The sequence below is a fragment of the Geomonas terrae genome (assembly GCF_004791675.1).
Lineage (GTDB): Bacteria > Desulfobacterota > Desulfuromonadia > Geobacterales > Geobacteraceae > Geomonas > Geomonas edaphica.
The window spans coordinates 250968-277028 of the sequence record NZ_SRSC01000001.1; the positions used below are offsets into that span (position 1 = coordinate 250968).

Below are 26061 nucleotides of genomic sequence, written 5' to 3' on the forward strand. Positions count from 1 at the left end.
GAGGAGATAATCGTTGCTGACTCAAAACAGCCGCGGGACACTAACACAAGAGCTCTCACATCGCCCTGTTCATTAACAGAGGCTGACACGAGGGCTCTTTTTGCGTAACAAGTTTCGCCCTTTAGGCGAAAATCGGCATAGCAGCAAATACATTGTGTTTAACAACCAACCAGGAGGTAGACAATGAGCTTTCAAAAGAAACTGCTTGCATTTGCAGCCGTAAGCGCGCTGAGCGCAGCAACCGCCGTTCCGGCAATGGCGCTGGAGAACGAGTTCCACGGGATGTTCAAGTTCATGGGTTACCAGACCAACGCACTGCAGGGCGGCGACGCTAAAGTCCTCGCATCTGACGACCCGCATTCCGGTTTCTTCGCCGAGCAGCGTGCACGCATCATGTACATCGCCAAGGCAAATGACAACCTGAAGCTCGTTACCCACTTCGAGCTCGATTCCCGCTTCGGCGGCATCAAGGTCACCGACACCAAAGGGTACAAGGGTACCTACAACGGCAACGACTCCGGTAACCTCGACGCCGACGCACTTACCCTCGAGACCAAGAACATCTACCTCGACTTCAACTGCCCGATCACCGGCGCCAACTTCAAGGTCGGTATGCAGCCTTGGGCTGACGCATACCAGAGCCTCTTCCTCCTCGCCGACATGACCGGTGCCATCGCCACCAAGAAGGTCGACAACTTCACCGGTTCGCTCGGCTGGTTCCGCTTCGACGACAACACCGCCGCTATTGCAGCTGGCGACACGACCAACACCGGTGCCGGCAAGTACACCGCAGACCTGATCGTTGTTGACGGCAAGTACGCCATCAACAAGGACATCACCGTCGGGGCTACCTACTACAACGTCCAGAATGACACCGTAGCCGTCGCCGCCACCGCCGGCACCACCACTCCGAGCGTAGTCGCTGGTACCGCTGCTGTTCCGCGCACCACCTCTTACGACTTGTTGCACATGATCGGCCTCAACGCTGACATTAAATTCGGCGACGCTGTGGTAAAACCGTTCGCCGCATACCAGTTCGGCGAAAAAGACAGCTCCACCGACATCTCCGCATACATGTTCGGCGCCACCGGCAAGGTGAAGGTCGGCCCGGGCTCGGTCAACTTCGCTGGCTACTACCTCTCCGGCGACAACAACAACACCGGCGACGTGAAGAGCTTCCAGACTATCGCTGCCTCTACCACCTACTTTAACGCGTCCAACATGTGGCTGCTCCAGCGTCCGGGCCAGGCGATCAACACCTCCACCTCGCTGCTTGGCAACGACAACACCGCTAAAGGCCTCGGCTCCGCCGGCGTATTCGCAGGCTACGAAGGGACCATGGACAAGGTCTTCTACAACGCCAACGTTGGCTACATGACGACCAGCAAGAAGAACGCAGCCGGCGACAAGTCGATCGGCACCGAGATCAACGCCCAGGTCGGCTACAAGGTCTACGACAACCTGAGCGCCAGCGTGGCGGGCGCCTACGCGTTCCTCGGCAACTACTTCGACGCAACCGCGCCGGACGCCGACAACCCGTACCTGGTCAACGTTCAGCTGAGCTACGCATTCTAAGAGCCAGCGAGACAAAGATCCAAACGAAGGGCCGGAGGGGCAACTCTCCGGCCCTTTCTTTTTATGCACAAAGTTGTCTCCCCCCTGCCAGCCACTGTGCCCCCCCTCACCCTTGCCGCTTTGACTCCTTTTCCATCATGAGCCACTGCTTTATGAGTAAATCCCCCTACAGCAGAGCCACCAAAACTCTTCAGCCAATATTTCTCACCCGAGTTGACAACGTGTGGCAATATGGTTCAATCCTTGCTGGTTTTTAATTCATCAGACAAGGAGCTACCGTATGAGAAAGATGGCACTTTTGTTGGCTGCCGGGCTGTCAATGCTGTCTTCGGTACCGGCTTTCGCACAGGCATCGGCCGATCAGAAGGACGAGTGCCTGCTCGCCTCCAGGAACTGCATGAACCAAGTCGACGACATCAAGGAAAGGATCTACAAGCTGAACAGCGAGATCAAAAAGGGGACTAGGGTCTACACCCCTCAGGAACTGAAGAAGCTCAAGGACAAACTGAAGGAAACGAGCGACGTGTTGCGTGCTCTGGAAAATCCGGACAGTTAGGGGTAAACTTAAGCAGTTGGCTATCAACAGCTGTCACAGAAAGGAGTGCACTATGAGAAGGGTTATGCTGGTATTGGTAGGATCCTTGTTCCTGGCAACTAGCACTGGCGCGTTCGCCCAGCAGACTCCGGCTGAGAAGAACGAGTGCCTGCTTGCCTCCAAGAACTGCAAGGATCAGGTAGACGACATCTACAAACGGATGCAGCGCCTGGACAAGGAAATCAAGAAAGGGACCAAGGTTTATACCCCGCAGGAGCTGAAGCGACTGCAGGAGAAACTCACCGAGACACAAGAGACCTTGAGGGATCTGGAAAAACCTGGTCACTGATGCCGACTTGAGACAATCTGATGCGTTGAAAAGGGCGGGCCTTGGGCCCGCTTTTTTCGTATCTCCCTCCAGCTCTACCACCCTGCAAAACTGCGCCCAGCAAGGTGCGAAACAGTTTGACTATCGCATATCGCTCTGCGATAATTCGGCGTCTTAAATTCACCCGAAAGCGGAGCAATCATGAAAAGATCCCTCGTCGCAACACTGGTTCTCCTTAGCGCACTACTCGCCGCCACCGCAGCCTCCGCCGGCACCATCCGCGCCTATATTGCCGACTTCGCCGTATCCCCGGCCGACACCGCCAATCTGAAACCGACCCTGCAGCGCCTCCTGGCTACCCGTATCGCCGGCGACGGCCTCGTAACCGTCGACAGCGCCGCCGAGGCCGATGTGATCGTCTCCGGGAGCTACGTCACCCTAGGCAAGATGTTCAGCCTCGACGTGATCGCCAAGAACGCGTCCGGCAAGCAGGTGGCGGCAGCCTTCGAGCAGGGGGAGAGCGTGGACGCGCTGATCCCGGCAATCGGCAAGCTATCCGCGAAAATCAAGGGCGACATCCTGAGCCAGGTTAAAGTTACGGCGGCAGCCCCTGCCACGACCGCGCAGGTCGCACCGAGCGCAGAGATCATCAAGAAACCGGCGTCCGCCGAAATCGTCATGGCCCCGACCGCTGAAATCGTGCGCAACGATGCGATGCCCGGCTGGTACAGCCAGCGCATCACCGGCGTCATGAGCGGGATAGCAACCTGGGGGACCAAGGACGTCGTTGTCGCCGACAGCACCGGGATCCACGTCTACCGTCCCGGCGCCAAATTGGACCTGGTAACCGAGGCGGCCCTCCCCGACCGGATGAAGATCCTCGGCATCGACGCAATGGGGCCCGAGGCAAGCGGGCGCGTCCTCATCTTCGTGACCATCATAGACCGTGAGACCGTCGCATCCAGGATCTACGCCCTGCAAAACGACACACTGAAGATCGTGGCGGAGGAGATCCCGTACATGTTCCGGTCTCTGTCACCTTACGGCGGTCCCAAGAAGGTGTACGCCCAGCAGATGGGACGTACCGAAGACTTCTACGGCGACGTGTACGAAGCGAACATCGTCGACGGCGGCGTGAAGCTCACAAACCCCATAAAAATGCCGCGTTATGCGAACGTCTTCAACTTCAACATGTTCCGTGACAAAAGCGGCAAATCCTACCTGACCGCCTTCAGCGAAAGCGGCTATCTCCTGGTTTACTCGGACACCGGCGAGGAGATCTGGAGAAGCAGCGACAAGCTGGGCGGCTCGGAGACCTACTTCCAGAAGAAGGATGCCGACGAAAGGACCACCGGCACCCCCTTCCGCACCCGCTTCATCGACCAGCGCATCGTGGTGACCGACAAGGGTGACGTGATAGTGCCCCAAAACAGCGGCTTCTTCGTGCTCGGCAACCTCCGCTCCTACTCCAAGTACTCGATCGTCTCCTTCGCCTGGAACGGCTCCTCCCTCGAAGAGAGCTGGCGCACCAAGCAAAGCCAGAACTACCTGGCCGACTGGACCTACAACCCGGCAGCGAAGGAACTCACCCTCCTCGAGGTCGCCCAGAAGGGGACCTTCGGCGGCAAGGGTGGCAGCGTGGTACGGGTTCTCGGCGTAGAGTAGCTCAAACGGCGGGGGGAATGGTCTTGACTTCCCCCCGCCATACTGTTACGATTCCTCGCTTTCTTGCCACATTTAGCCGGACTGCCGGTACCCCCGGACGTTAGGACGACCCGTGACCAACCCCTCATGTATTGAAGCGCCCCTCCCCAAAGGGGTAAGCGATTTTCTCCCGGAAACCGCAGACAAGATCACCTTCATCGCGGACAGCATCCACCGAGTCTTCGAGCTCTGGGGCTTCAGGCGCATGATCACCCCGCTGCTCGAGTTCGAGGACGTGCTCGCGCGCATGGGGGACGAGCTGCGCAGCAAGACCTTCCGCTTCGACGACCGCCAGACCGGTCGACTCCTGGCCATTCCGCCCGACATCACCCCGCAGGTGGCGCGCGTCGTCGCCACGCGGATGCACGCCCTTCCCCTGCCGCACCGCATCTACTATTCCGGCCGCGTGCTCAGGCAGGCGCAGATGCAGTCCGGCAGAAGCCGTGAGATCTTCCAGTCCGGCGTCGAGTTGATCGGCCTGAATTCGCCCGAGGCGGACGCCGAGATGGTGGCCATGGCGGTTGAGGTTCTGAAAGACCTCGGCTTCACCGGTTTCAAGGTAGACCTGGGACAGGTCGAGTTCTACCGTGGCATCATGGACAGCTCCGGGCTCGGCGCCGAGGTCAAGGCGCAACTGCAGGAGGCGATCAGCAAGAAGGAGGTCACCGCGGTGCGCTCCATCCTGGAAGCCGCCGGCGCCCCCGAGCGGGTGAAGGAAGAGATCTCCCTGCTGCCGAGGCTTTACGGCGGACGCGAGGTGCTGAAGGAAGCGGCCCGCATCGCCGGCAACGAGCGCTCGAAAAAGGCGCTCGACAACCTGGCCCAGGTGATCGAGATCCTCGACATCTACGGCGTTGCCGAGCACCTCACCATCGACCTAGGTGAGATCCGCGGGCTCGACTACCACACCGGCATCACTTTCGAGGGATTCGTTCCCGGCATCGGCGAGGCGGTTTGCAGCGGCGGCCGTTACGACGACCTCACCGCGAAGTACGGCTACCCGGCTCCGGCAACCGGCTTCACCTTCAACATCCTCGCCCTTCTCGCCAGCATGGCGAAGCGGCCCGAGGTGGAGGCGTCGAGCAGCCGCGACTTTCTCATCTTCAACAAAAAGGACGAGCGCCGCGAGGCACTCGAGGTGGCGCAGAAACTGAGGAGCCTAGGCTATACATGCGCCAGGGACATCATCAAGCGTGACTTTGAAAGCTCGTTGGACTACGCCAAAAAGACGGACATCCGGATGCTTTTGGTGATCGGCGCCGAGCAGTGCGCGGCGGACCAGCTCTACCTGGTACGTGTCGCGGACCGGCGCGCCGTCGCTGTCAGCAAAGAGGAGTTGTTCGACAAGGGTCTCGAGTTGAAATTCGATCAAGAAGGAGAGAATCATGGCTAACGTCGTTGTAATTGGTGCCCAGTGGGGCGATGAGGGTAAAGGCAAGGTAGTCGACATCTACACAGAGTATGCCGACAACGTGGTGCGTTACCAGGGGGGCAACAACGCCGGGCACACGCTGGTGGTGGGTGACGAGAAGGTCATCCTGCACCTGATCCCGTCCGGGATTTTGCACGACGGCAAGCGCTGCGTCATCGGCAACGGCGTCGTGCTCGACCCCGAGGTCTTCATCATGGAGATCACCCGTCTGAAGAGCAACGGGTACCTCAAGGATGACAGCATGCTGCTTCTTTCCGAGGCGCTGCACATCATCATGCCTTACCACAAGCGGATCGACATCGCCCGCGAGAGAAATTCCGGCGCCAAGAAGATCGGCACCACCGGGCGCGGCATCGGCCCCGCATACGAGGACAAGATCGGCCGCCGCGGCATCCGCCTCATGGACCTCCTGGACGAGAAGGCCTTCACCCGCAAGGTGAAGGAGGTGCTGGACGAGAAGAACCTGATCCTCACCCAGCTGTTGGGCGACGAGCCCTTCACCTTCGAGGAGATCTACAACGAGTACATGGAGTACGCCAAGGTACTGCGCAAGTACGCCGCGGACACCTCGCTTCTGTTGCACCGCGAGATCAAGGCGGGCAAGAGCCTCCTCTTCGAAGGGGCCCAGGGCACGCTCCTCGACGTTGATCACGGTACCTACCCGTACGTCACCTCATCCTCCACCTGCTCCGGCGGCGCCTGCACCGGCAGCGGCGTTTCCCCGAGGGAGATCCACGAGGTGGTCGGCATCTCCAAGGCCTACGCGACCCGCGTGGGGAGCGGTCCCTTCCCGACCGAGCTGCTCGATGACACCGGTGAGGCGCTGCGTCAGGCAGGACGCGAATTCGGCTCCACCACCGGGCGTCCGCGCCGCTGCGGCTGGTTCGACGCGCTGGTCGCGCGCTACGCCGTGCGGGTGAACGGCCTCTCCGGGATCGCCATCACGAAACTCGACGTGCTCACCGGGCTTGAGACCATCAAGGTCTGCACCGCCTATAAGTACAAGGAGCAGATCCTCGACGAAATCCCGGCAAGCCTCGAGGTGATGGAGCTGTGCACCCCGATATACGAAGAGCTCCCCGGTTGGAGCGAGGACATCACCGGCGCGAAGAGCCTTGCCGAGCTCCCGAAGAACGCACAGGCCTACGTAACGCGCGTACAGGAGCTCTCCGGAGCCCCGGTGGTGCTCGTTTCCGTCGGTCCGCGCCGCGACGAAACCATCGTGCTCAGGAACCCTTTCGAGCGCGGCTGATTTTTTAATAAAAAGTGTTGACTGGCAGAAATCGATTTGCTATAAGGTTGTTCTTGCTTCGCTGCACTGTTTGAGCCGCTAGCTCAGTTGGTAGAGCACCTGACTTTTAATCAGGTGGTCGTTGGTTCGATCCCAACGCGGCTCACCACCCGTCCCCATCGTCTAGCCCGGCCCAGGACACCGCCCTTTCACGGCGGCGACGCCGGTTCAAATCCGGCTGGGGACGCCACTCAAACAACAGCACAAAGGGGATTATCCCCCTCGAGGGAGCCGCTAGCTCAGTTGGTAGAGCACCTGACTTTTAATCAGGTGGTCGTTGGTTCGATCCCAACGCGGCTCACCACCCCTCAAAGGCAGGTTAAGTTTGACCCTCAAACTTAACCTGTTTTTTTCGGTCCCATCGTCTAGTGGTTAGGACACCGGCCTTTCACGTCGGTAACAGGGGTTCAAGTCCCCTTGGGATCACCACCAATAGAAAGGCCGCCTCCCAAAAGGAAGGCGGCCTTTTCTATTTGCCGCTTCCACCCCGCCTCACGCTTCCTTTTTACCCGGCCACACCCGCATGCAGTACGGACATTCCTTCACCTCGTACGGCACCGTATCGCGCAACTGCTCCTGGTCGCGGCTTTCAGCGCACCCTTTGGCAACCGGATAGGTGTGGATGATGTTCTGCTTGATGAAGTACAACATGACCTGCCTCCTTTGCTCGAAAAGGATTCCTGGCGAAATCACCGCCAATTGAAGAGTATGGTAAAGAACGATGTTGTCAACAGCGGGAAACTGGTCTAAAACTCATCCTGCTGCAGGACAGTGTCATGCATCCATCGCCAATGTCAGTAAATGCCGGTACGACCCATTCCCTATGACTTCTCTCGACACCAAAACGCACAACCCGCAGTCCGTGCTCGGCCACGAGCCGTTCCGGCTTTTCTGGCTTGCCCGCGTCAGCTCCTCGGTTGCGCTGCAGATGCTGGCGGTAGCGGTCGGGTGGCAGATCTACGCCCTGACCGGCTCAGTCTTTTATCTCGGGCTCGTGGGGCTCGCTCAGTTTCTCCCCATGTTCATGCTCACCCTCGCCGTGGGACACGTCGCCGACCGCCACGACCGGCGCCGCATCGCCGGCACCTGCCAGGTGCTGGAGGGAACGGCCCTAGTCGCGCTGGCTCTCGGGACCTGGATGGGATGGCTGCAAAAGGAGGGGATCCTCGCGATCGTCTTCGTGGCAGGCGCCCTGCGTGCCTTCGAGGGGCCGACCATGCTCACCCTGGTCCCGTGGCTTGTGCCGCAGCACCTGATCCCGCGCGCACAGGCTTGGTCCGCATCGGCGAACCAGACCGCGAGCATCGCCGGCCCGGCCCTTGGCGGTCTTCTCTACGCGCTCGGCCCCACAACGGTCTACGGCACCGCCGCCGCCCTCTTCTTTTGCGCGAGCTTCCTTCTTTCCCGCATCAAGGTGGAGCGCCCCCCCGCAAGCCGCGAGCCGGCCACCCTTACCTCCCTCTTCGCGGGAATCGCCTTCATCAAAAGCCGGCAGGAGATCCTGGGGGCCATCTCGCTCGACCTCTTCGCGGTCCTCCTGGGAGGTGCGACGGCGCTTCTGCCGGTGTTCGCCCGGGACATCCTGCACACCGGTCCGCTTGGCCTGGGCCTCTTGCGTGCCGCCCCGGCCCTGGGGGCCCTCGCCGTTTCGCTCTATCTCGCCCGGAACCCGCTCGGTGGCCGGGTCGGGCGCACCATGTTCGGCAGCGTGTTCCTCTTCGGCGCGGCCACCATCGTCTTCGGTCTCTCCAACTCCTTCACCCTCTCCATGCTCTCCCTTGCCGTACTCGGAGCGGCCGACATAGTAAGCGTCGTCATCCGCTCCTCGCTCGTGCAGATCGAGACGCCGGACGACATGCGCGGCAGGGTGAGCGCGGTCAACTCCATGTTCGTCGGAACCTCGAACCAGTTGGGCGAGTTCGAGTCCGGGGTTACTGCCGCCCTTTTCGGCACGGTGCCCGCCGTCCTGATCGGCGGCGTCGGAACCATGGTCGTCGTGCTCTTGTGGATGCGTCTCTTCCCGAGACTTCTGGCGGTGGATCGACTGGGAGGCGAGTGATCAGGTGAGGGCGCGCACCGGGCAGGCGGCGAGGCAGGCGCCGCAGCCGTTGCAAAGCTGCGGGCGGACCAGCAGGGCGTACTTTCGGAACCCGGATACCTCGAGGGTGATGCAGCGCTCATGGCAGGCGGCAACGCAGCGCCCGCAGCCGGTGCAGCGGTCGGGATCTATCTCCGGGAAGTCATGAGGCAGCGGCATTGTATCTGGTCCTTGGCGTGACTGGTTGAGATCGACAGCTTCTATTAAACGGAGCTAAAACCCCTTGCACAGCAACGGGGCAGCGCTTAGAATATCGCAGTCGACCGACACTACACAAGACAGGAGGTTCTTGCATGAAAAAGATAGGCGTAATTCTCTCAGGCTGCGGTGTGCGTGACGGAAGCGAGATTCACGAGGCGGTGCTCACATTGCTCGCCATTGACAACAACGGCGCCAAGGCGGTCTGCTTCGCCCCGGACGTGGAACTCGACGAGGTGAACCACGTGACCATGCAGGAGACCGGCGCGAAGCGCAAGGTGCTGGTGGAGGCGGCCCGCATCGCGCGCGGCGAGATCTCCGACGTGAAGAACGCAAAGGCCGCCGAGCTCGACGCCATCGTCTTCCCGGGGGGCTTCGGCGCTGCCAAGAACCTCTGCAGCTTCGCGGCAGCCGGGCCTCAGGGGAGCGTGCAGCCGGACGTGCTCAAGCTGATCCGCGAGATGGCGGCGGCCAAAAAGCCGATCTGCGCCATCTGCATAGCACCCGCCGTCATCGCCCTCGCCCTCGGCAAGGACCTGGCGCCGAAACTCACCATCGGCAACGACCCGGGCACAGCCCAGGCGATCGGCGCAACCGGTGCGACTCACGTCGAGTGCCCGGCGGTCGACTGCATCGTGGACCGCGACAACCTGATCGTTTCTACCCCCGCCTACATGCTGGCCGGCGGCATCGCCGAGGCGGGCAAGGGGATCGAGAAGGCGATCAAGGCGACCCTCGAGCTGATCAAGTAGGGGCTACCGGCCCAGGACGACCGCGTCTCTCGCCGTAAAAACTTCATTAGGCTTGAAGGCTGCCGCATTTTGCCCTAAGATGCGGCAGCTTCAATGAACGCTTTTATGGAGGGAAGACTACAGATGCGCAAAATGTTACTGCTCTTGGCGGGCGCGCTGCTCCTTGCAGCCCCCCTTGCGGGAGAGGCATCGGCGGAGGAGTTGAGGGGGAGGATCGCGGTGAGCGGCAAGATCGGCATCACGAACCCTGCCGACTCCGAGATGAACAGCCAGTACGGCAAGATGGTGGTTTCCAGCGACGCGGGACTGATCGGCGGCCTAGGGCTCATGTTCGGGGTGGATGACAACGTCGCGGTGGAGATGGAAGTGAGCCGCTCGACCTTCGACACCTCCGACTTCGGCGACGCCGACGTGACCGACGTCTCCATCGGCGCCCAGTACCGCTTTCAGGGCCAGAGGAACGTTGTTCCGTACGTGGGTGCCGGGCTCGACGTCCTCATCAACGACCTCGATCGGAAGTACACCAACACCACCGTCGGCGCCCACGTAAGCGGCGGTCTGGATTGTTTCGTGAACCGGCAGGTGGCCCTCAACCTCGAGCTCAAGGGGATCGAGTCGTTCAAGGCGGACGTGGACGGCCCGAACGGCAGCGGGAAATTCGACCCCTCCGCCCTCTCCTTCACCGTGGGGGCGAGGTTCTTCTTCAACTAAGAAAGCCACTTCACCAAAAGAACGACCGGCTCCCCCGCCCCGTTAACGAAGGGCGGGGGAGCCAACACCTCTCAACCCGCGTCCTCCCCGCCAAACGCCTTCAGGTATTCACGCTTCAGGCGGCCGGTATCCCCCCCATCGATGAAATCCCAAGGTAGCATCTCGTCGAGCGGCACCTCGCGATGCACATAGCCGTCGCAATCGAGGTCCGTCTCCCGCAGCGCCTCCTTCCAGTGGCGCAGCCGGTCCGCCTCGACGAGGAGTTCGGCAAGCCTGCGGTCCCCGCGCGACAAAAGCGCCTGCTGGTAGGCCTCGCGCGGGCTCTCCATCTGCAGCTTCACGTTGGAAAGCCGCCCGAGTGCCTTCTGCAGGAACTTCCATTTCTTCTCCAGCGACTTCACCGGCTCCATCGCGCACCACTGGAACGGGGTGAAGGGCTTGGGGATGAACGGGTTCACGGAGAGCTGGATCTCGCCCAGGCGCCGGTTCGCCTTCGCCGCGGCCAGCACCCGCTCCCGGATCTTCACGGTGAGCGCCACCAGCTCATCCAGGTCCTCCTGGGTTTCCGTGGGAAGCCCGATGATGAAGTAGAGCTTCAGGTTCAATATGTCGTGGCTCACCAGCATGTCGCAGGCGGCAAGGATCTGCTCCTCGTCGATCCCCTTCTTCACGAGATCCCTCAAGCGCTGCGAGCCCCCCTCGGGGGCGAGTGCCACCGACTTCTGCCCGCTCGCCTTGAGCGCCTCGATCATCCGGCCGTCCAGGTGGTCGATCCGGAACGAGGAGACCGAGAACTTCCCCCCCGCGGCGACGATGTCGCAGCAGAGGTCCCCGATGCCGGCGTAGTCCGAGACCGCGGCGGCCACAAGCCCCACCTTCCTCCCCTCCCCCACCCCTTCCATCACCTCCCGGCGCACGAGCTCCGGGGAGCGCGTCCGGTACGGAAGGTAGATGAACCCGGCGGCGCAGAAACGGCAGGCACGCGGGCAGCCGCGTGAGAGCTCGACCAGGTGCATTCCTGAGAATTCGGTCGCCGCGGTGTGGAGCACGGTAGCGGTGGGGCGGCTCTCCGGGTCGGGGTCCCAGAGGCGGCACACCTTTTCAGGCGCACCCGGCGCGACCTTGAGCGCCACCTGACGTGCCCCCTCGTACTTAGGCTCGTAGAGCGACGGCACGTACACGCCGGGGAGAGCCGAGGCATCCGCGAGGAGATCCAGGCGCGACCCGGCACCGCGCTGCAAAAGTTCGAAAAGCCCGGGGAGGATGGGCTCAGCCTCCCCCACGCAGACCAGGTCGAGGAACGGGGCAACCGGTTCCGGGTTCAGGAAGAGGGCCGCTCCTCCCGCCATGACAAGCGGCTGCAGCGGCGAGCGTTCCGCCGCGAAAGGGTGGATCCCGCTAAGACGGAAGATGACGGGGAGGTTCAGGTAATCGCTCTCAAAGGAGATGGAAAAGGCGATGAGGTCAAACGAGGAGAGCGGACGTTCCGTCTCCAGGGAGAGCAGGGTCTCCCGCGTCCGCTCGAGCTCCTCCAGCTCTTCCCGCTCCGGCAGGAAGGCACGGTCGCAGGTGACGCCTGGTAGGGCGTTCAGCATGGCGTACACCGCCTGGAAGCCCAGGTTGCTCATGGCGGAGTGGTAGCGGTTGGGGTAGACCAGGCAGCAGGAGAGGCCTCCGCCACCTTTGCCGGTGACCGGGCCGCTTTCTCCTGCCAGAAGGGCGCGTTTTCTTTCGATGATCTTCCAAGACATTGCGCCAAATTACCATCTTTGGGCGACCGGGTGAAAGAAAAAAGAAGGGAGCACGGGTTGTCAAACCGCTCCGTGCCCCCTACAGCCCCCTTGCACGCAACCCGTATACGGGCAATTTCAACTAATGAGAGTTCAATTACTTGTTTTTACACGACTAATCTGCTATGGTTCGACCATTTTAAACAAATGTTCCGAAGGAGCGGTAATGGTACTCAAGGACATGGATGACATCCGAAACAAAGCGGATTGTCTCAAGTCGGAGCAGGAAGTCGAGGAGGCGCTGTCACGCATGGCGCAGGAGATCGCGGAGCGCCTGGCGGGAACGGACCCGGTGGCGTTCTGCATCATGAACGGCGGGTTGTTCGTGACCGGCAAACTGGTGGACAAGCTCCCCTTTGCCCTCGAGCTGGATTATCTCCACGCCACCCGTTACGGCGCGGAGCTTTTCGGCGGCAACCTGCTCTGGAAGGTGAAGCCGGAACGCTCCCTGAAGGGACGCACTGTGCTCTTGATCGACGACATCCTGGACGAAGGGGTGACGCTCGCCGAGATCACCAAGTTCTGCCGGGAGGAAGGTGCGGCCGAGGTGTACACCGCCGTCCTCGTGGACAAGTTACACGACCGCAAGGCGCCCGGCGCCAAGGCCGACTTTGTCGGTCTCGAGGTTGAAGACCGCTTCCTGTTCGGCTGCGGCATGGACATCGCAGGATACTGGCGCAATCTGCCCGCACTCTACGCTATGAAGGAGCAAAACCAGTAATGACCTCACGTATAGCCTCTTACTTCCAGTTCCAGCGTTTCGGCACCACCATGAAGCGTGAGATCATCGCCGGTCTCACCACCTTCCTCACCATGGCGTACATCATCATCGTCAACCCGGCCATCCTCGAGAACGCCGGCATTCCGCGCGGCCCCTCCACCACCGCGACCATCATCGCCGCCGTCTTCGGCACCGTGCTCATGGCCTTCTTCGCCAACCGCCCCTTCGCCATCGCGCCCTACATGAGCGAGAACGCCTTCATCGCCTTCGTCGTCGTCAAGGTGATGGGTTATTCCTGGCAGACCGCCCTCGCCGCCGTCTTCTTCGCCGGCGTCATCTTCACCCTGCTCACCCTTTTCAAGGTGAGGAGCTGGCTTGCCGAATCGATCCCGCTTTCGCTCAAATGCGCCTTCGCAACCGGCATCGGCCTGTTCCTGACCTTCATCGGTCTCAACGAAACCGGCATCGTGGTGCTCGGCGTTCCGGGCGCGCCGGTGAAACTGGGTGACCTGTCCCACCCTTCGGTGCTCCTTGCCGTCTGCGGCCTGCTGTTCACCGTGGTGCTCATCTCACGCAAGGTGCTCGGTGCGATGATGATCGGTATCGTGGTCACCACCATCGCCTCCATCATCCTCAAGGTCACCCCGCTTCCGAACTCCTTCGTGAGCATGCCGCCGGACATCACCCCGATCCTCTTCAAGCTCGACTTCGCCGGCGCCCTCACCCCCGGCTTTTTCCCGATCATCCTGACTATCTTCATCATGGCGTTTCTCGACACGGTCGGGACGCTCCTCGGCCTCTCCATGCGCGCCGACCTCCTCGATGAAAACGGCAACCTCCCGGAGATCGAGAAGCCGATGCTGGCCGACGCACTGGCCACCGTCGCCGCGCCGCTCCTCGGCACCACCACCACCGGCGCCTACATCGAGTCGGCCGCCGGTATCGAGGAAGGTGGCCGCACCGGCTTCACCGCGCTCGTCACCGCGCTATTCTTCCTGCTCGCACTCTTCTTCGCACCGCTTTTCACCATCGTACCGGCACACGCCTACGGCATCGCCCTCATCGTGATCGGCTCCTACATGATCAGCCCGCTCGCGAAGATCGATTTCGACGACTTCACCGAGCTGATCCCGGCCTTCCTGACCGTGGTGCTGATGATCTTCACCTACAACATCGGGGTCGGCATGACCGCCGGCTTCATCGCCTATCCCCTCATGAAAGGGGCGACGGGCCGCATCAAGGAGATGAAGGGGGGCATGTGGGTACTGGCGCTCCTGTCGCTCTCCTACTTCCTCTTCGGCGCCAAGTAAACCAACGCCGCCACAACCGGCAACCCGAGGCCGCTGCATCGCAAGGTGCGGCGGCCTTTTTTTGTCCACTCCACCGCCTCTCGCCCCCTCCCCTACCCCCGCATTTTTTGCTAAAGTTTCCGGCACCTGTCGCCGATATGAAAACGAAATTCAAAACCTCTTCATTGCGACGATAAGAAGCACGATGCGCCGCGGCCGAAGGCAGGGGAGGCCGGAACATCCCCGCAAGAAAGGAATATCCGTCATGTTGAAGAACCTGAAGATACGCACGAAGCTGTCGTTGATGATCGCCGTTCCCGTCCTGGGAATGGTGCTCTTTTCCCTCTGGAACGCAAAGAAGGACTACGCGCTGCTCCAGGGATTGGTCCAGACCCAGAAATTGACGGCTCTCGCGGTGCAGGTGGGAGAGCTCTCCCACCAGATCCAGAAAGAGCGCGGCTACACCTCCGGCTTTCTCAATGCAAAAGGCACGAAATTCAAGGAGGAACTCGCCGGGCAGCGCGCCAAGGTGGACAAAGCGATCGAGGATGTGACCGCTTTCCAGAAAAAAAACGAGGACTCGGTGAAGCTGGTGAAGCCGAGCCTAGACACGGCCGCAGCCGCCATTGACAAGCTGAAGGCGACCCGCTCCGGGATCGACACCCTGCAGGTCACCGGCGCCCAGGCCTACACTTTCTACACCGGCCTCATCAACTCCTATATGGACGTAGTGGCCGCCGTCGCCACCACAAGCGGCAAGCGCGAGGTGATGCGCCAGGCAACCGCCTACTACAGCTTCGTGAAGGCCAAGGAGGAGACCGGCAAGGAACGCGCAACGCTGAATGCGGTCCTCGCCGCGGATGCGCTCGACCAGGATAGACTGCAGCGCACCATGACCATACTAGCAGCACAGCAGGACTACCTTGACCTGTTCCGCAAGTTCGCCTCGCCTGAGGCAATCAGCGCCTTTGACGAGAAGGCGAAAACCCCGGTATTCGCGAAAGTCGAGGAGATAAGGGGTGCGGTGCTCTCCAAGGGTATCTCCGGGCACTTCGGCATCCCGGCCGAGACCTGGTTCCCGGCCATCACCGAGAAGATCGACACCATGAAGGAGGTCGAGGATGTGCTCACCAAGGAGATCCTCGCCACCGCCGGCGGGCTCGCGCACAGCGCCAAAGTCACCCTCGTACTGAGCCTCGTGCTCGCCGCCCTGGCGAGCCTCGGCACCTGCCTGCTCGGCTTCATCATCACGGCCGGCATCACGAGACCGCTCTCCCGGATGCTCGGCATGCTAAAGGACATCGCAGAGGGGGAAGGCGATCTCACCAAACGGCTTGAGGTGGGACGCAAGGACGAACTTGGCGAGGTGAGCACCTGGTTCAACCGCTTCATCGAGAACGTGCACGGCATCGTCGCGCAGCTTTCCAGCAACACCATGCAGCTCTCCACGTCATGCCAGCAACTGAGCGCAACCGCGGTGCAGATAGCGACCGCCGCCGAGGAAGTTGCCTCGCAGTCCGGCGCGGTCGCCACGGCGAGCGAGGAGATGAGTGCCACCTCGAACGACATCTCCGCGAACTGCTCCCAGGCGGCGGAGTCGTCGAACCGCGCCAGTGACACGGCGCGCGGCGGCGCCGAGGTGGTGCAGCAGACCCTGATCGGCATGCAAAAGATCGCCGAAAGGGTCCAGGAGTCGGCACGAACGGTACAAAACCTCGGCACCCGCTCCGACGAGATCGGCGCCATCGTCGGTACCATCGAGGACATCGCGGACCAGACGAACCTGCTTGCGCTGAACGCAGCCATCGAAGCGGCCCGGGCCGGCGAGCAGGGACGCGGCTTCGCCGTGGTGGCCGACGAGGTGCGGGCGCTCGCGGAGAGAACCACCAGGGCCACCAAGGAGATCGGCACCATGATCAGGGCGATCCAGGGTGACACGAACGGGGCGGTCACGAGCATGAAGCTCGGCGTACAGGAGGTGGAGGGCGGCATGGAGAGCTCGCGACGCTCCGGCGAGGCCCTCGACCAGATCCTGAACGCCATCGGGGAGCTCACCACACAGATCCATCAGATCGCCACGGCGGCGGAAGAGCAGACCGCCGTGACCGGCGAGATAACCGCCAACATCGGCACCATCACCGGGGTGGTCTCCGAGACGGCAAACGGGGCGCACGAGACGGCAAGGGAGGCGACGCAGATGTCCACCCTCGCCTCGGAACTGCAACAGATCGTGGGGCGGTTCAAGCTCGCATAAAACCGCAAGACACAAACGAACAACAGGTGCATCTTCGCGGCATCTGCGCAGAAGACGACAGAGCCTCGCCAGTCGTCGATGCTATCCGCAGAACTGCTCATCCAATCGCCCCCCCTTATCACAGGGGGGGCGATTCATTGCACCCGCTCAGCGCGCTCCCACATCCATGCCGGGTGCCGTAGGCATTGATCCAGCCCCCCCCGGCGCAAAGCGATGACTCACGCGCCAAGCTTCGATCTTTTTGCATCGGAAGGTTGACAGCAAGAAAGGCCCCCTTATACTTGGTGAAAATTTCCTAAAAAAGGAGACCAAAAAATGAAAAAGATACTGATCGCTTTCGTAATCACCCTGTTGAGCAGTGCTTCCGCTTTCGCCGCCGGCCAGGCCCATACCAACGTAGGATGCGGCCTCGGCACCATGATCTTCCAGAACAAGGCAGACAACTCGATCATCCTCCAGGCCTTCCAGGCCACCACCAACGGCACCTCGGGTTCACAGACCTTCGGCATCACCTCCGGTACCTCCGAGTGCCAGCAGCCGAGCAAGATCGCCCAGAACGAGAAGCTGAACCAGTTCGTGCGCGCGAACATGGACAACCTCGCCAAAGAGATCGCCATGGGCAAAGGTGAAACCCTCGATACCTTCGTGGAGATGCTCGGGGTGAAAGGGGCCGAAGGGGACGCCTTCAAGACGAAGCTGCAGGCTAACTTCAGCAGCATCTTCACCTCCGACAAGATCGTGATGGCCGAGGTGATCGACAACGCGGTGGCGGTAAACAACAACTAGGGCAGAGCAGCCTTTTCTCAGCCGGGTGCACAGCAAAAACTGTGCACCCGTTTTTTGTCCGCCATACCGTCTCAAATCATGCTATGAGCACTGTAATGACCCGATCCCTGTTGCTCCACCTCTTTCTCGCCTTCGCATTCGTCACCTGCACCGCAGCCGCGTCCGTTGCAGAGGACCCCGCCACCTACCCTGACCAGTTGATCCGCAAAGCCAGGGAAAATCACCTAGCCGAGCAGCGGGGCTGGCACATCCTGTTGCACTACAAGAAAAGACTCACCGGCGGCACGATAAGCCGCATCTCCGATCCGGCCTTCTTCCTTTCCCGCACCGGCAGAACCGACCCGGAGGCGGAGCTCGAAGCGACCATCGGTGCGTTTTTCACGCCGTCCGCACCCGACGGCGAGCACCCCATCTGCCGCTTCCCCGCGCGCCTTGCCTGGCTCAGCGAACAACTGCACGTCGACCCGGCGCGGCTTCCTGCCGCCGCCTGCTCGGAACAAAAGGAGCAATTGCGCACCATCGATGCGCGTTCCGCGGTCCTCGTCTTCCCGGTCGGACACATCAACAGTCCCGCCTCGATGTTCGGGCACACCCTGATCCGCATCGACGGCAGCAGCAAAAGCAGCCTCATCTCCTACGCGGTGAACTACGCGGCAGACGCCAACGACACCAACGGTTTTCTCTACGCCTTCAAGGGGCTCTCCGGCTTCTACAAGGGGTACTATTCCCTCCTTCCCTACTACGAGAAGGTGAAGGAGTACGCCGACCTCGAGCACCGAGACATGTGGGAGTACCGGCTTAGGCTCTCCAGGGAGGAGGTGGAGCGCCTGCTCCTGCACGCCCTGGAGCTGCAGCGCATCTCCTCGGACTACTACTTCCTCGACGAGAACTGCTCTTACAACCTCCTGTTCCTGCTAGAGGCGGCACGCCCGACGCTGCACCTGTCGGACCAAACCGGCGTCTTCGTGCTGCCGACCAACACCATCGACATCGCAAGGCAAAGCGGCATCCTCGAGGACGCGGTCTACCGCCCGTCGCAGGGAAGGCGCATCGCGCAGATCGCCTCGCTGCTTGACGAACAAGGGCAGCAGGCGGCCCTCGAGCTCGCCCAGGGGAAACGGGAGGCGAAAAGCCTGCGGGCTGGCGATGCCGGCGACGAGCAAAGGCGGGAGATCCTTGACCTGGGGGCGGAGCTCATCCAGCTGCGCCTGTCCCGAAAGGAGCTTGAGCAGCAGGACTACAACCGGCTCTACCTGAAGATCCTCGCGGAGCGGAGCGCGCTCGGCAAGGGAGAGGCCGCCTACGACATCGCCCCCCCTCCCCCTCCCGACGCCGGGCATCGCACGAGCACGGTCGGCATCGGCGGCGGGGTGCGCCGCGGCGACGGTTATGCGGCAGTTCACCTGCAACCGGCCTTCCACGGTCTCCTCGACCCGGACCAGGGGTACCTTGCCGGGGCGCAGATCAAGTTCTTAGACACGCTCGTCGACTACGTCCCGGAGCAGGAACGCCTGAGGCTGCGCACCATGCACCTGCTCGACATCCTCTCCGCCGCCCCTAGGGACCGCTTCTTCAGGCCCTTCTCCTGGAAGATCGCAGCGGGATGGGACACCGAGGTGATGAAGGACGGCCGGGATTCCCTGATCTTCCGGCTGAACAGCGGCGGCGGGCTTGCGCGCAGGTCCCCCTTCGGCGGCATCCTGTACGCCTTCGCCGAGGCGGACATAAACGCGGGGAAAAGGCTGCGCGGGTCGGTTGCGGCGGCCCCTGGCGTGTCGCTTGGGGCGCTCGAGCAGGTGCGCGACTGGTGGAAGGTTCAGCTTCTGGGTGAGGCCTTCTTCTACGTTGTAGGTGACGACCGCATATCACTCAAAGCAAGCCTCGCGCAGAACTTCAGGCTGGCACAGCACCAAAGTCTGGCACTCGTCTTAAGTTACGGCGATGTCTCCGGACATGCCGTCCCAGAAGCAAGAGTTCTCCTTAACTGCTACTTCTGAGGTAACTTCTCTTTTAGTGATTCAACTCACAGGGATTCACCGTAAGTACATAGCCATTTTATTGACATCGGAGAGGGCAATGTGCATAATTTTCAAGACACATACATAACTGCAAGATAGACGATAATACTCAACCATCCGCGAGGATGGGGCGGAAAGCCTATTGGGTCTCCCTGAGACAGCCGGGTTGCCGAAATATCACTGGATATTCTGCCCCGGCTTTTTTGCGTTCCGAGGCAGAGCTCACTGGAGTGCAGGCCCAGGGGAGATTATCGTCATGCGTTGCACCCTCTTCAGCCCCGTCGTGGTTTTCCGCTCGCTCACCGTCATGCGCCAGATAAGCGGCGTACCACTGAAAAACTGCGGCTGCTATATAAACCTGAGCCTCGCCCTGCAGCAGGGGGTGCACCTGCGCCACCACGCCGGCTGCGCCTTTTTCCTGCAACACCCTCCGGCAAACATGGAGGAGAAGGCATGCTAGCAGAAACTCACCTGTCCACCCAGTTCCTCTACGAGGCACTTAGCCGAGGGAAGCGGGAATGGGAGCTCACCTTCGACGCGGTCCCCGACCTCATCTTCATAACCGACACCCGGCACACCATCACCCGGGTCAACCGCGCCATGGCGGAGCGGGTCGGGATGCATCCCTCCGAGCTCCCCGGCCGCAAATGCTACGAGATCTTCCACGGGCTAAAGGCATCCCCGGACACCTGCCCTTTCCTGCGGCTCATGGAAGATGGCGAGGCACCGAACGTTGAGATCGAGGAAAAGCATCTGGGCGGCTTCTTTGAGATATCCGTCTCTCCCCTCTACAACGAGGTCGGCGAGCTTGCCGCCTGCGTGCACGTAGCCCGGGACATCACCGAACGCAAGAAGGCCGAGGAATATCGACTCGCACTGGAACAACAGCTGCAACAAACGCAAAAGCTCGAAAGCCTCGGCGTCCTTACCGGGGGCATCGCGCACGATTTCAACAACATCCTGACCATCATCCTCGGGCACTGCGTGCTGGCCCGCAACATCGCGCTCCCGGACAAAACGGTGAAACACCTGGAGCAGATCGAGATCGCAGGAAACCGGGCCGCCGACCTCTGCCGCCAGATGCTGACCTATGCCGGGAAAAGCCCGCTCGTGCAGTCCGAGATCGATCTCCGTGCCCAGGTGAGCGAGATTATCAGCATGCTCCAGCCCGCCTTCAAGAAGAACGTCTCCTTCAGCTGCGAACTCCCCCATGGGCTGCCGCCGGTGATCGGAGACCGCAGCCAGGTCCAGCAGATCATCATGAACATCATCGTGAACGCGGTGGAGGCAATCGGCGACAGCAAAGGGACAGTACGCGTCGCTCTGGAAAGCTGCACGGTGGGCGAAGGCGACGCCGACTTCTTCGGCAGCGAGATCCCCCATGGTCCCTACGTCCGCCTCCAGGTGAGCGATACCGGCTGCGGCATGACCGAGGAGACCCAGAGACGGATCTTCGAGCCGTTCTTCAGCACCAAGTTCACCGGCCGCGGCCTCGGGATGTCCGCCATCATGGGGATCATCAAATCGCACAAGGGGGCGTTGCAGCTTTTCAGCACACCGGGCAGCGGCACCACCTTCAAGGTCTACTTCCCCGTAAGCGCCGTTTCGGGCGAAAAGACTCCGCGCCGTGACGATGCCTCCCTGGCACCCGGGCCGCGCGAGCCACTTAACGGCACCGTGCTTCTGGTCGACGACGAACCTGAGCTGCGCAGCGTCGGCACGGTCCTCCTAACCGCCCTGGGATGCAGGGTCGTCACCGCCTGCAACGGCCGTGAAGCGCTAGAAGTCTACCGCGACCGCGAGGGGGACATCGATCTGGTCGTCATGGACCTCACCATGCCGGAGATGGACGGTCTCGAGGCATACCACGAGCTGCGCAAAAAGAACCTGTCGCTCCCCGTCCTTTTTTGCAGCGGCTATGGCAAGAAGGAGGTCTCTCCGTTCATCGACCGCGATCGTCGTGCCGCCTTCATGGCGAAGCCGTACCGGATGGACCTGCTGCACGAGATGCTCGCTAAGCTGTGGCAGGTCGACCGCATTCCACCTCTGTAACAATGATCCCTGCACCGCCCGCTCACAGTGCCTAAATCTCCCCCAACTCGCAGGTGCATCAGGGAGCTTTCGCCGTTATGGCGCGCTTCTGCTCGACCGGTCCTCCCGCCTAAGTGCATTGTTCTGTCATAGTCAGTGATGCCGCTGTATGAGTACCACCTGGAATGAGATGAAGCCGCCCGCCAATCTCTCCTTCAGTTTTACCCGTAAATGCCGAGAAGAGTATGAATGCAGTGTTACCGCAGACATACTCTCACAGCCACGATCCCACCAGAAGTGAACCGGAAGGTTACCCAATGAAAGACCACTACTGGCGTGCCATAAGCATCGACAGCATAGATCCCGAATACTTTCCGTCCATACCGCTGTTCATGAAGAGTGCGGGGAACTACGTGCTGTACAAGGACGCTCAGAGAAAGTTCTCCAGTTCCGACCGCAGCAGGATGGAGAGAAACGGCATCGAGTTCATGTACGTGAGATCGGGCGACATGGAGGAGCTGTCGGCGTACATGGAGAAGGGGCTGGATGAGCTGCTGAACAACGATGATCTGGACAGCGCAAGGAAAGGGAAAATCCTGTACCAGACCTCGATCAACTACCTGGTCGATGCCTTCGAGGCCCCCGAACAGGCAGCGAACCTGGAGCGATGCCGGCAACTGGTACGTCACCTGATGCATTACGTGGCAGGCGACGAGCACGCCCTGCACTCGTTTCAGGGCGTCGTGGCCCATAACCTTTACATCTACGCCCACAGCGTACAGGTCACCGCGCTGAACCTCCTGGCACACGAAAAGCTCTTCCAGGTTGACCCGGACGAACTGGTGGATGTGGGGGTGGGGTCCATGCTGCACGACTACGGCATGATCTTCGTCACCAACGAGATACTGAACAAGCCGGATGCCCTCTCGGACGTAGAGTACTACAAGATCAAGCAGCACACCCAAAAGGGTTACGAGTTCCTGATGGACAGCCACCACTTCAGCGACGTCTCCCTCACCATCGTGCGTCACCACCATGAGCGCTACGACGGCAACGGCTATCCCACGGGCCTCAAGGGCGACAACATCCCCCGCAGCGCCCAGCTCTCGGCCCTTTGCGACATGTACAGCGCCCTAACCCTCGACCGGGTGTACCGCAAGGCGGTCCCCCACCAGGAAGCGGTCCGCATGATGCGCGAGGAATCGGGGAAAGCGTTCAACCAGCAGCTCCTCGAACATTTCATCGAGCTGGTCAGCGACCGCAAAGAGTAACGTCCCCGCTCCCATAAGCCGCGCGACAGGCCTCTTTTTTACGCATCAGCGCCACATCATCCCCACACCCGTGACGGCAACGCAACCCACCGCTGCGCCTTTTAGCCCCGCATTTACCGCCACTTACCCACTTTACCAGCCTGTCACAAAATTGACCTTTGCTAATAATATATGCTAATCTGATGTCAGCAGCATCGGATTGTATACATCTGCAACCTGGCGCCGCGACGCTCTCAAGCCGGCGATGCCGCTTCGGACGCAGGCGGGGCCTCCCCACGAAACGGGGTATGGAGGTCAGAAGATGAGAACAGTAAGAAGGTTGCTATTCACAACGGTGGCAATGCTCGGCCTGATGGGAATGACCACTGGCTCAGGTTATGCCGCGGACGCCGGCATGCACTCGGGCAAGACCCACAAGGCGTCGACACATAAAACGACGCACAAAACAGGCGCCCACAAAACGATGCATAAGGGTACAACGCACAGGACGGGCGCCGCTTCCGGCACAGGCGCAGGCGGTAGCGTTCAGAGCTTCGAGTCCGGGACAGCGCTGCCAAGCGGCGTCGGGGCAAGGACTACGGTGCGGCAGGACTTCACCGTTGAACGGCTAGGTCCGGACACCGGCGGCGCCATGGGCACCGGCGCAGGCGGAACGGTAGGTGGAACCACGGGCACCTACGATCAGAGGGGCACCGGCGGTACGCTGAACCAGACCCCGGGCAGCCAGACCCCGGGCAGCTACTACAACCAGGGAACCGGCGGCACGTACAACAACCAGGGTACCGGGACCGGGACCGGTAGTGGCACCGGTGGCACGCTGAACCGGACCCCGGGCAGCTATTACGACCAGGGAACCGGCGGCAGCTATGACAACCGGGGAACCGGGACCGGCACCGGCGGTACGCTGAACCAGACCAACCCGGGCACCTATGACAACCAGGGTGCCGGCGGCACGTACTACAACCAGGGTACCGGCATCGGCACAGGCACAGGCGGAACCATGGGCACCGGCACAGGCTCGATGGGCACCGGTACCGGCGGCACCACGGGCACCGGCACCGGCACCGTGGGAACGGGGGGGAGCACCGGTACTGGAACCGGTGGCACGGGCTCGATGGGCACCGGCGGTGGTGTCGGTAGATAAACGGGATGGATTATGAGATGACAGAAGAGGCAGGAAGGGTTACGGGGATTGCCCGTAGCCCTTTTTTTATGCTCCGCCGGCGCCGCCGGCGGTAAGGAGCACGGCGCCCTGGGTCTCGCCATGCCTTGTGTCCCGGTCGTAGTCGATCTGGATCTCCTTGAGGTGCCGGAACTTCTCCTCGGTCCGCTTCGTTATCTCGGCGGCAAGCTCCTCTTCGCTGCCGAAACTGGGGAGGGTGGCGAACATCTCGTTCACCTGGGAAGCGGCCTGTACCGCCAGGTCCTTGTGACCGTATTCATGACGCTGCAGATGTGCCAGATACTCCTTCCACCGGCCGGCGAGCTCCGGCGTGCAGGAGTCGGCATCCAGCCGGGGTAGGTAGTAGCAGATCTCCACGGTCGTGTCCGCGGACCGCACCGAATAGCGGCCGTTGTTGCTGGCGACGCGGTACTTGTAATGGATATCCCAATTGGTCAGTGCGGAGTAGACCTTGCCGTCGCTCCACCTGGTCCCTTTCTGATTGATCTGCTCCCTCAGTTGATCGAGGCTATTGCCGCTTATCTCATAAAAGCGGTACCCCTCCCGGACCTTCAGCTCGCACGACGGTGCTTCCGCAGCAAATAGATTGGACGAGCAGGCTAAAACAAACAGGGCGATCGCCGCGCGGGCGGTTAAACGGTGCACCATAGGGAAGGAGACTCCGATATTGGGATGAAATGGTAAAGCCACGATATCCCAATGAGGAGAAGCCACGGGTGACACGTATCACAATGGAGCGAGATTCCGCCTTTTACCAGTCGCGCGCGCAGTCGCTGCCGACGAGGGTGCTGCCCCACGGCGTCGCAGCGGTTCCCTCCCGGCGCCTTCCCAGTCGCAAAACGGCAAGACACGCCGCACAGGTGGACGAGGTGAGGATGAGGGCAAACTGGGCCCCGGTGCATGCGGCGATGGCGCCGACAAGGAGGCTGCCTATGGGTGCCGCCCCCAGAAGAGCCAGGGTGTACGCCCCCATGACGCGGCCCCGCAGCCGGTCAGGGCAGTTTTGCTGCAGAGAGCAGTTCACCCGGGCCAGGAAGATGACGACGGCGGCCCCAGCGGTGAAGAGCGCGACGAGGGATAGGAGATAGTTCGTGGAAAGCGCGAAGAGCAGCAGCGCAAGCGGTAACAGCATCCCTGCCGGCAGGTGGTCGTCGCGCCGTTGCGGCAGCCGTGCCGTGGCGGCGAGCCAGAGGGCGGCAAGCAGGGAACCTCCGCCAAGGGAGGCGGACATGGTGCCGAGCCCCCGGGGGCCTGCAGCGAACGAATCGGCGAACACCGGGAGCAGGGGGACGAACGGGATGGCGAGAAGGCCCACAAGCAGCACCGAGGTGAGGAGCAGGGCGATCTCCCTGTGCATCATTACAAAGCGCATCCCACCGCGCAGGTCCGCCGCAGACAGGAGCTCGCGCCTCACGGGATGCTCAACGCTGCGGTGTGGAACGCGGACGAAAAATAACGTCGCCCCTCCCGCAAGAAAGCTCACGGCGTTTATGAAAAAGCAGGAAGCAGCACCGCAGGAGGCGATGAGGCACCCCGCCGCGGCGGGGCCAAGGAGGCGGGTTGCGTTGAAGGCTACCGCGTTGCAGGCGACGGCCTGACCGAGTCGCTCGCGCGGAACGAGCTCAGCGAGGAGCGCCTGACGCGCAGGGACATCGAAGGCGTTCAACGCCCCCTGAAAAAAGGCGAGCGCCATGATGACCGGGGTGGTCGCCGCACCACGGAAGGCGAGCACCCCGAGCATAAGGCTCGGGACAATGGAGCTAAGCTGGGTGACGAGGAGGAGGGTGCGACGGTCGAAGCGGTCAGCGCTCACCCCACCCAACACGCCGAAGAGCAACACCGGCAGGGAAAGCATCACCGCCGTGAGCGCAAGATGCGCCGGCGACCCGGTCAGGGACCAGACCAGCCACCCCTGGGCCACCGACTGCATGACGCTGCCGAGCCAGGAGAGCCCCTGTCCGGTCCAGAAGAGGCGGTAGTTGCCGTCGGTAATCAGGGGAATGCCTTTGGCCATCTCCATACGTGCCTCATTGAAAGCATCCTGGCCAAGAGACGAGGCCCGCCGGATTCGGGAGGCGCCACGCGGCGCCTCCC

Annotated in this window: 23 protein-coding genes, 4 tRNA genes and 1 riboswitch; of the genes, 22 read left to right on the plus strand and 5 right to left on the minus strand. The window is 61.6% G+C overall.

Features of this window, described 5'->3' with window-relative positions:
- The first annotated feature begins 183 nt into the window (after window positions 1-183).
- The 10 genes from E4633_RS01120 to E4633_RS01165 all read left to right on the plus strand — a co-directional run bounded on the left by E4633_RS01120 (window position 184) and on the right by E4633_RS01165 (window position 7294).
- Window positions 184-1575 carry a porin gene (locus E4633_RS01120; protein ID WP_135868441.1) on the plus strand — a complete coding sequence of 464 codons (1392 nt, stop codon included), beginning with the start codon at window positions 184-186 and terminating at the stop codon, window positions 1573-1575.
- A gap of 280 nt (window positions 1576-1855) precedes the next feature.
- Entirely contained in the window at window positions 1856-2131 is a 276-nt protein-coding gene (locus E4633_RS01125) for a hypothetical protein (protein WP_135868442.1), read from the plus strand.
- 52 nt (window positions 2132-2183) lie between these two features.
- Complete coding sequence (locus tag E4633_RS01130; protein ID WP_135868443.1) at window positions 2184-2459, plus strand: hypothetical protein; 276 nt, start codon at window positions 2184-2186, stop codon at window positions 2457-2459.
- A gap of 180 nt (window positions 2460-2639) precedes the next feature.
- Window positions 2640-4103, plus strand: coding sequence for a hypothetical protein (locus E4633_RS01135; protein WP_135868444.1), 1464 nt, complete (start codon window positions 2640-2642; stop codon window positions 4101-4103).
- A gap of 112 nt (window positions 4104-4215) precedes the next feature.
- On the plus strand, window positions 4216-5535 hold the full coding sequence (locus tag E4633_RS01140; RefSeq protein ID WP_135868445.1) for an ATP phosphoribosyltransferase regulatory subunit: 1320 nt from the start codon (window positions 4216-4218) through the stop codon (window positions 5533-5535).
- Window positions 5528-6826 carry an adenylosuccinate synthase gene (locus E4633_RS01145; protein ID WP_135868446.1) on the plus strand — a complete coding sequence of 433 codons (1299 nt, stop codon included), beginning with the start codon at window positions 5528-5530 and terminating at the stop codon, window positions 6824-6826. The genes E4633_RS01140 and E4633_RS01145 overlap by 8 nt, the downstream gene beginning before the upstream one ends.
- A gap of 72 nt (window positions 6827-6898) precedes the next feature.
- A tRNA-Lys gene (locus tag E4633_RS01150) sits at window positions 6899-6974 on the plus strand.
- 3 nt (window positions 6975-6977) lie between these two features.
- Window positions 6978-7055: transfer RNA gene (locus E4633_RS01155), tRNA-Glu, on the plus strand.
- A gap of 38 nt (window positions 7056-7093) precedes the next feature.
- Window positions 7094-7169, plus strand: a tRNA-Lys gene (locus E4633_RS01160).
- Window positions 7170-7219: 50 nt separating this feature from the next.
- Window positions 7220-7294, plus strand: a tRNA-Glu gene (locus E4633_RS01165).
- 63 nt (window positions 7295-7357) lie between these two features.
- On the opposite strand, the gene E4633_RS20470 is transcribed toward E4633_RS01165, so the two are convergent.
- The gene (locus E4633_RS20470) at window positions 7358-7516 is read right to left on the minus strand and encodes a hypothetical protein (protein ID WP_198419366.1); all 159 of its coding nucleotides are present in this window, start codon (window positions 7514-7516) and stop codon (window positions 7358-7360) included.
- A gap of 172 nt (window positions 7517-7688) precedes the next feature.
- On the opposite strand from E4633_RS20470, the gene E4633_RS01170 reads away from it, so the two are divergent.
- Window positions 7689-8924, plus strand: a complete 1236-nt coding sequence (locus E4633_RS01170) for an MFS transporter (RefSeq protein ID WP_135868447.1) — start codon at window positions 7689-7691, stop codon at window positions 8922-8924.
- On the opposite strand, the gene E4633_RS01175 is transcribed toward E4633_RS01170, so the two are convergent.
- Window positions 8925-9122 carry an ATP-binding protein gene (locus E4633_RS01175; RefSeq protein WP_135868448.1) on the minus strand — a complete coding sequence of 66 codons (198 nt, stop codon included), beginning with the start codon at window positions 9120-9122 and terminating at the stop codon, window positions 8925-8927.
- 134 nt (window positions 9123-9256) lie between these two features.
- Between E4633_RS01175 and elbB the strand changes: the two genes are divergently transcribed.
- Both elbB and E4633_RS01185 read left to right on the plus strand, forming a co-directional pair.
- On the plus strand, window positions 9257-9913 hold the full coding sequence (gene elbB / locus E4633_RS01180) for an isoprenoid biosynthesis glyoxalase ElbB (RefSeq protein WP_135868449.1): 657 nt from the start codon (window positions 9257-9259) through the stop codon (window positions 9911-9913).
- 123 nt (window positions 9914-10036) lie between these two features.
- Window positions 10037-10624: an outer membrane beta-barrel protein gene (locus E4633_RS01185; protein ID WP_135868450.1), complete on the plus strand. Its 588-nt coding sequence runs from the start codon at window positions 10037-10039 to the stop codon at window positions 10622-10624.
- Window positions 10625-10695: 71 nt separating this feature from the next.
- Here the strand turns inward: E4633_RS01185 and E4633_RS01190 are convergent, their stop codons facing one another.
- On the minus strand, window positions 10696-12375 hold the full coding sequence (locus E4633_RS01190) for a radical SAM protein (protein ID WP_135868451.1): 1680 nt from the start codon (window positions 12373-12375) through the stop codon (window positions 10696-10698).
- Between the two features lie 205 nt (window positions 12376-12580).
- Here E4633_RS01190 and E4633_RS01195 point away from each other — a divergent pair, with 205 nt between their 5' ends.
- From E4633_RS01195 to E4633_RS20395, 9 genes are all read left to right on the plus strand, one after another.
- Complete coding sequence (locus E4633_RS01195) at window positions 12581-13135, plus strand: hypoxanthine-guanine phosphoribosyltransferase (protein ID WP_135868452.1); 555 nt, start codon at window positions 12581-12583, stop codon at window positions 13133-13135.
- Window positions 13135-14445, plus strand: a complete 1311-nt coding sequence (locus E4633_RS01200) for an NCS2 family permease (RefSeq protein WP_162604702.1) — start codon at window positions 13135-13137, stop codon at window positions 14443-14445. Before E4633_RS01195 ends, E4633_RS01200 begins: the two co-directional genes overlap by 1 nt.
- Before the next feature lie 244 nt (window positions 14446-14689).
- A complete protein-coding gene (locus tag E4633_RS01205) occupies window positions 14690-16678 on the plus strand; it encodes a methyl-accepting chemotaxis protein (protein ID WP_135868453.1) in 1989 nt (662 codons plus the stop codon).
- 315 nt (window positions 16679-16993) lie between these two features.
- Window positions 16994-17464 (plus strand): DUF3015 family protein, encoded by a 471-nt coding sequence (locus E4633_RS01210; protein ID WP_135868454.1) that lies wholly within the window; start codon window positions 16994-16996, stop codon window positions 17462-17464.
- Window positions 17465-17559: 95 nt separating this feature from the next.
- Window positions 17560-19461 (plus strand): Lnb N-terminal periplasmic domain-containing protein, encoded by a 1902-nt coding sequence (locus tag E4633_RS01215; RefSeq protein ID WP_135868455.1) that lies wholly within the window; start codon window positions 17560-17562, stop codon window positions 19459-19461.
- A gap of 118 nt (window positions 19462-19579) precedes the next feature.
- Window positions 19580-19656, plus strand: a riboswitch (cyclic di-GMP riboswitch).
- An 82-nt stretch (window positions 19657-19738) separates the two neighbouring features.
- Window positions 19739-19942: a hypothetical protein gene (locus tag E4633_RS01220; RefSeq protein WP_135868456.1), complete on the plus strand. Its 204-nt coding sequence runs from the start codon at window positions 19739-19741 to the stop codon at window positions 19940-19942.
- Window positions 19936-21534, plus strand: a complete 1599-nt coding sequence (locus E4633_RS01225) for a hybrid sensor histidine kinase/response regulator (protein ID WP_135868457.1) — start codon at window positions 19936-19938, stop codon at window positions 21532-21534. The genes E4633_RS01220 and E4633_RS01225 overlap by 7 nt, the downstream gene beginning before the upstream one ends.
- A 296-nt stretch (window positions 21535-21830) precedes the next feature.
- Window positions 21831-22784 carry an HD-GYP domain-containing protein gene (locus E4633_RS01230; protein WP_135868458.1) on the plus strand — a complete coding sequence of 318 codons (954 nt, stop codon included), beginning with the start codon at window positions 21831-21833 and terminating at the stop codon, window positions 22782-22784.
- A 301-nt stretch (window positions 22785-23085) separates the two neighbouring features.
- On the plus strand, window positions 23086-23928 hold the full coding sequence (locus tag E4633_RS20395) for a hypothetical protein (protein WP_162604917.1): 843 nt from the start codon (window positions 23086-23088) through the stop codon (window positions 23926-23928).
- A gap of 66 nt (window positions 23929-23994) precedes the next feature.
- On the opposite strand, the gene E4633_RS01240 is transcribed toward E4633_RS20395, so the two are convergent.
- On the minus strand, window positions 23995-24615 hold the full coding sequence (locus E4633_RS01240; RefSeq protein ID WP_135868460.1) for a DUF922 domain-containing protein: 621 nt from the start codon (window positions 24613-24615) through the stop codon (window positions 23995-23997).
- 103 nt (window positions 24616-24718) lie between these two features.
- On the minus strand, window positions 24719-25987 hold the full coding sequence (locus E4633_RS01245) for an MFS transporter (RefSeq protein ID WP_135868461.1): 1269 nt from the start codon (window positions 25985-25987) through the stop codon (window positions 24719-24721).
- Window positions 25988-26061 lie beyond the last annotated feature (74 nt).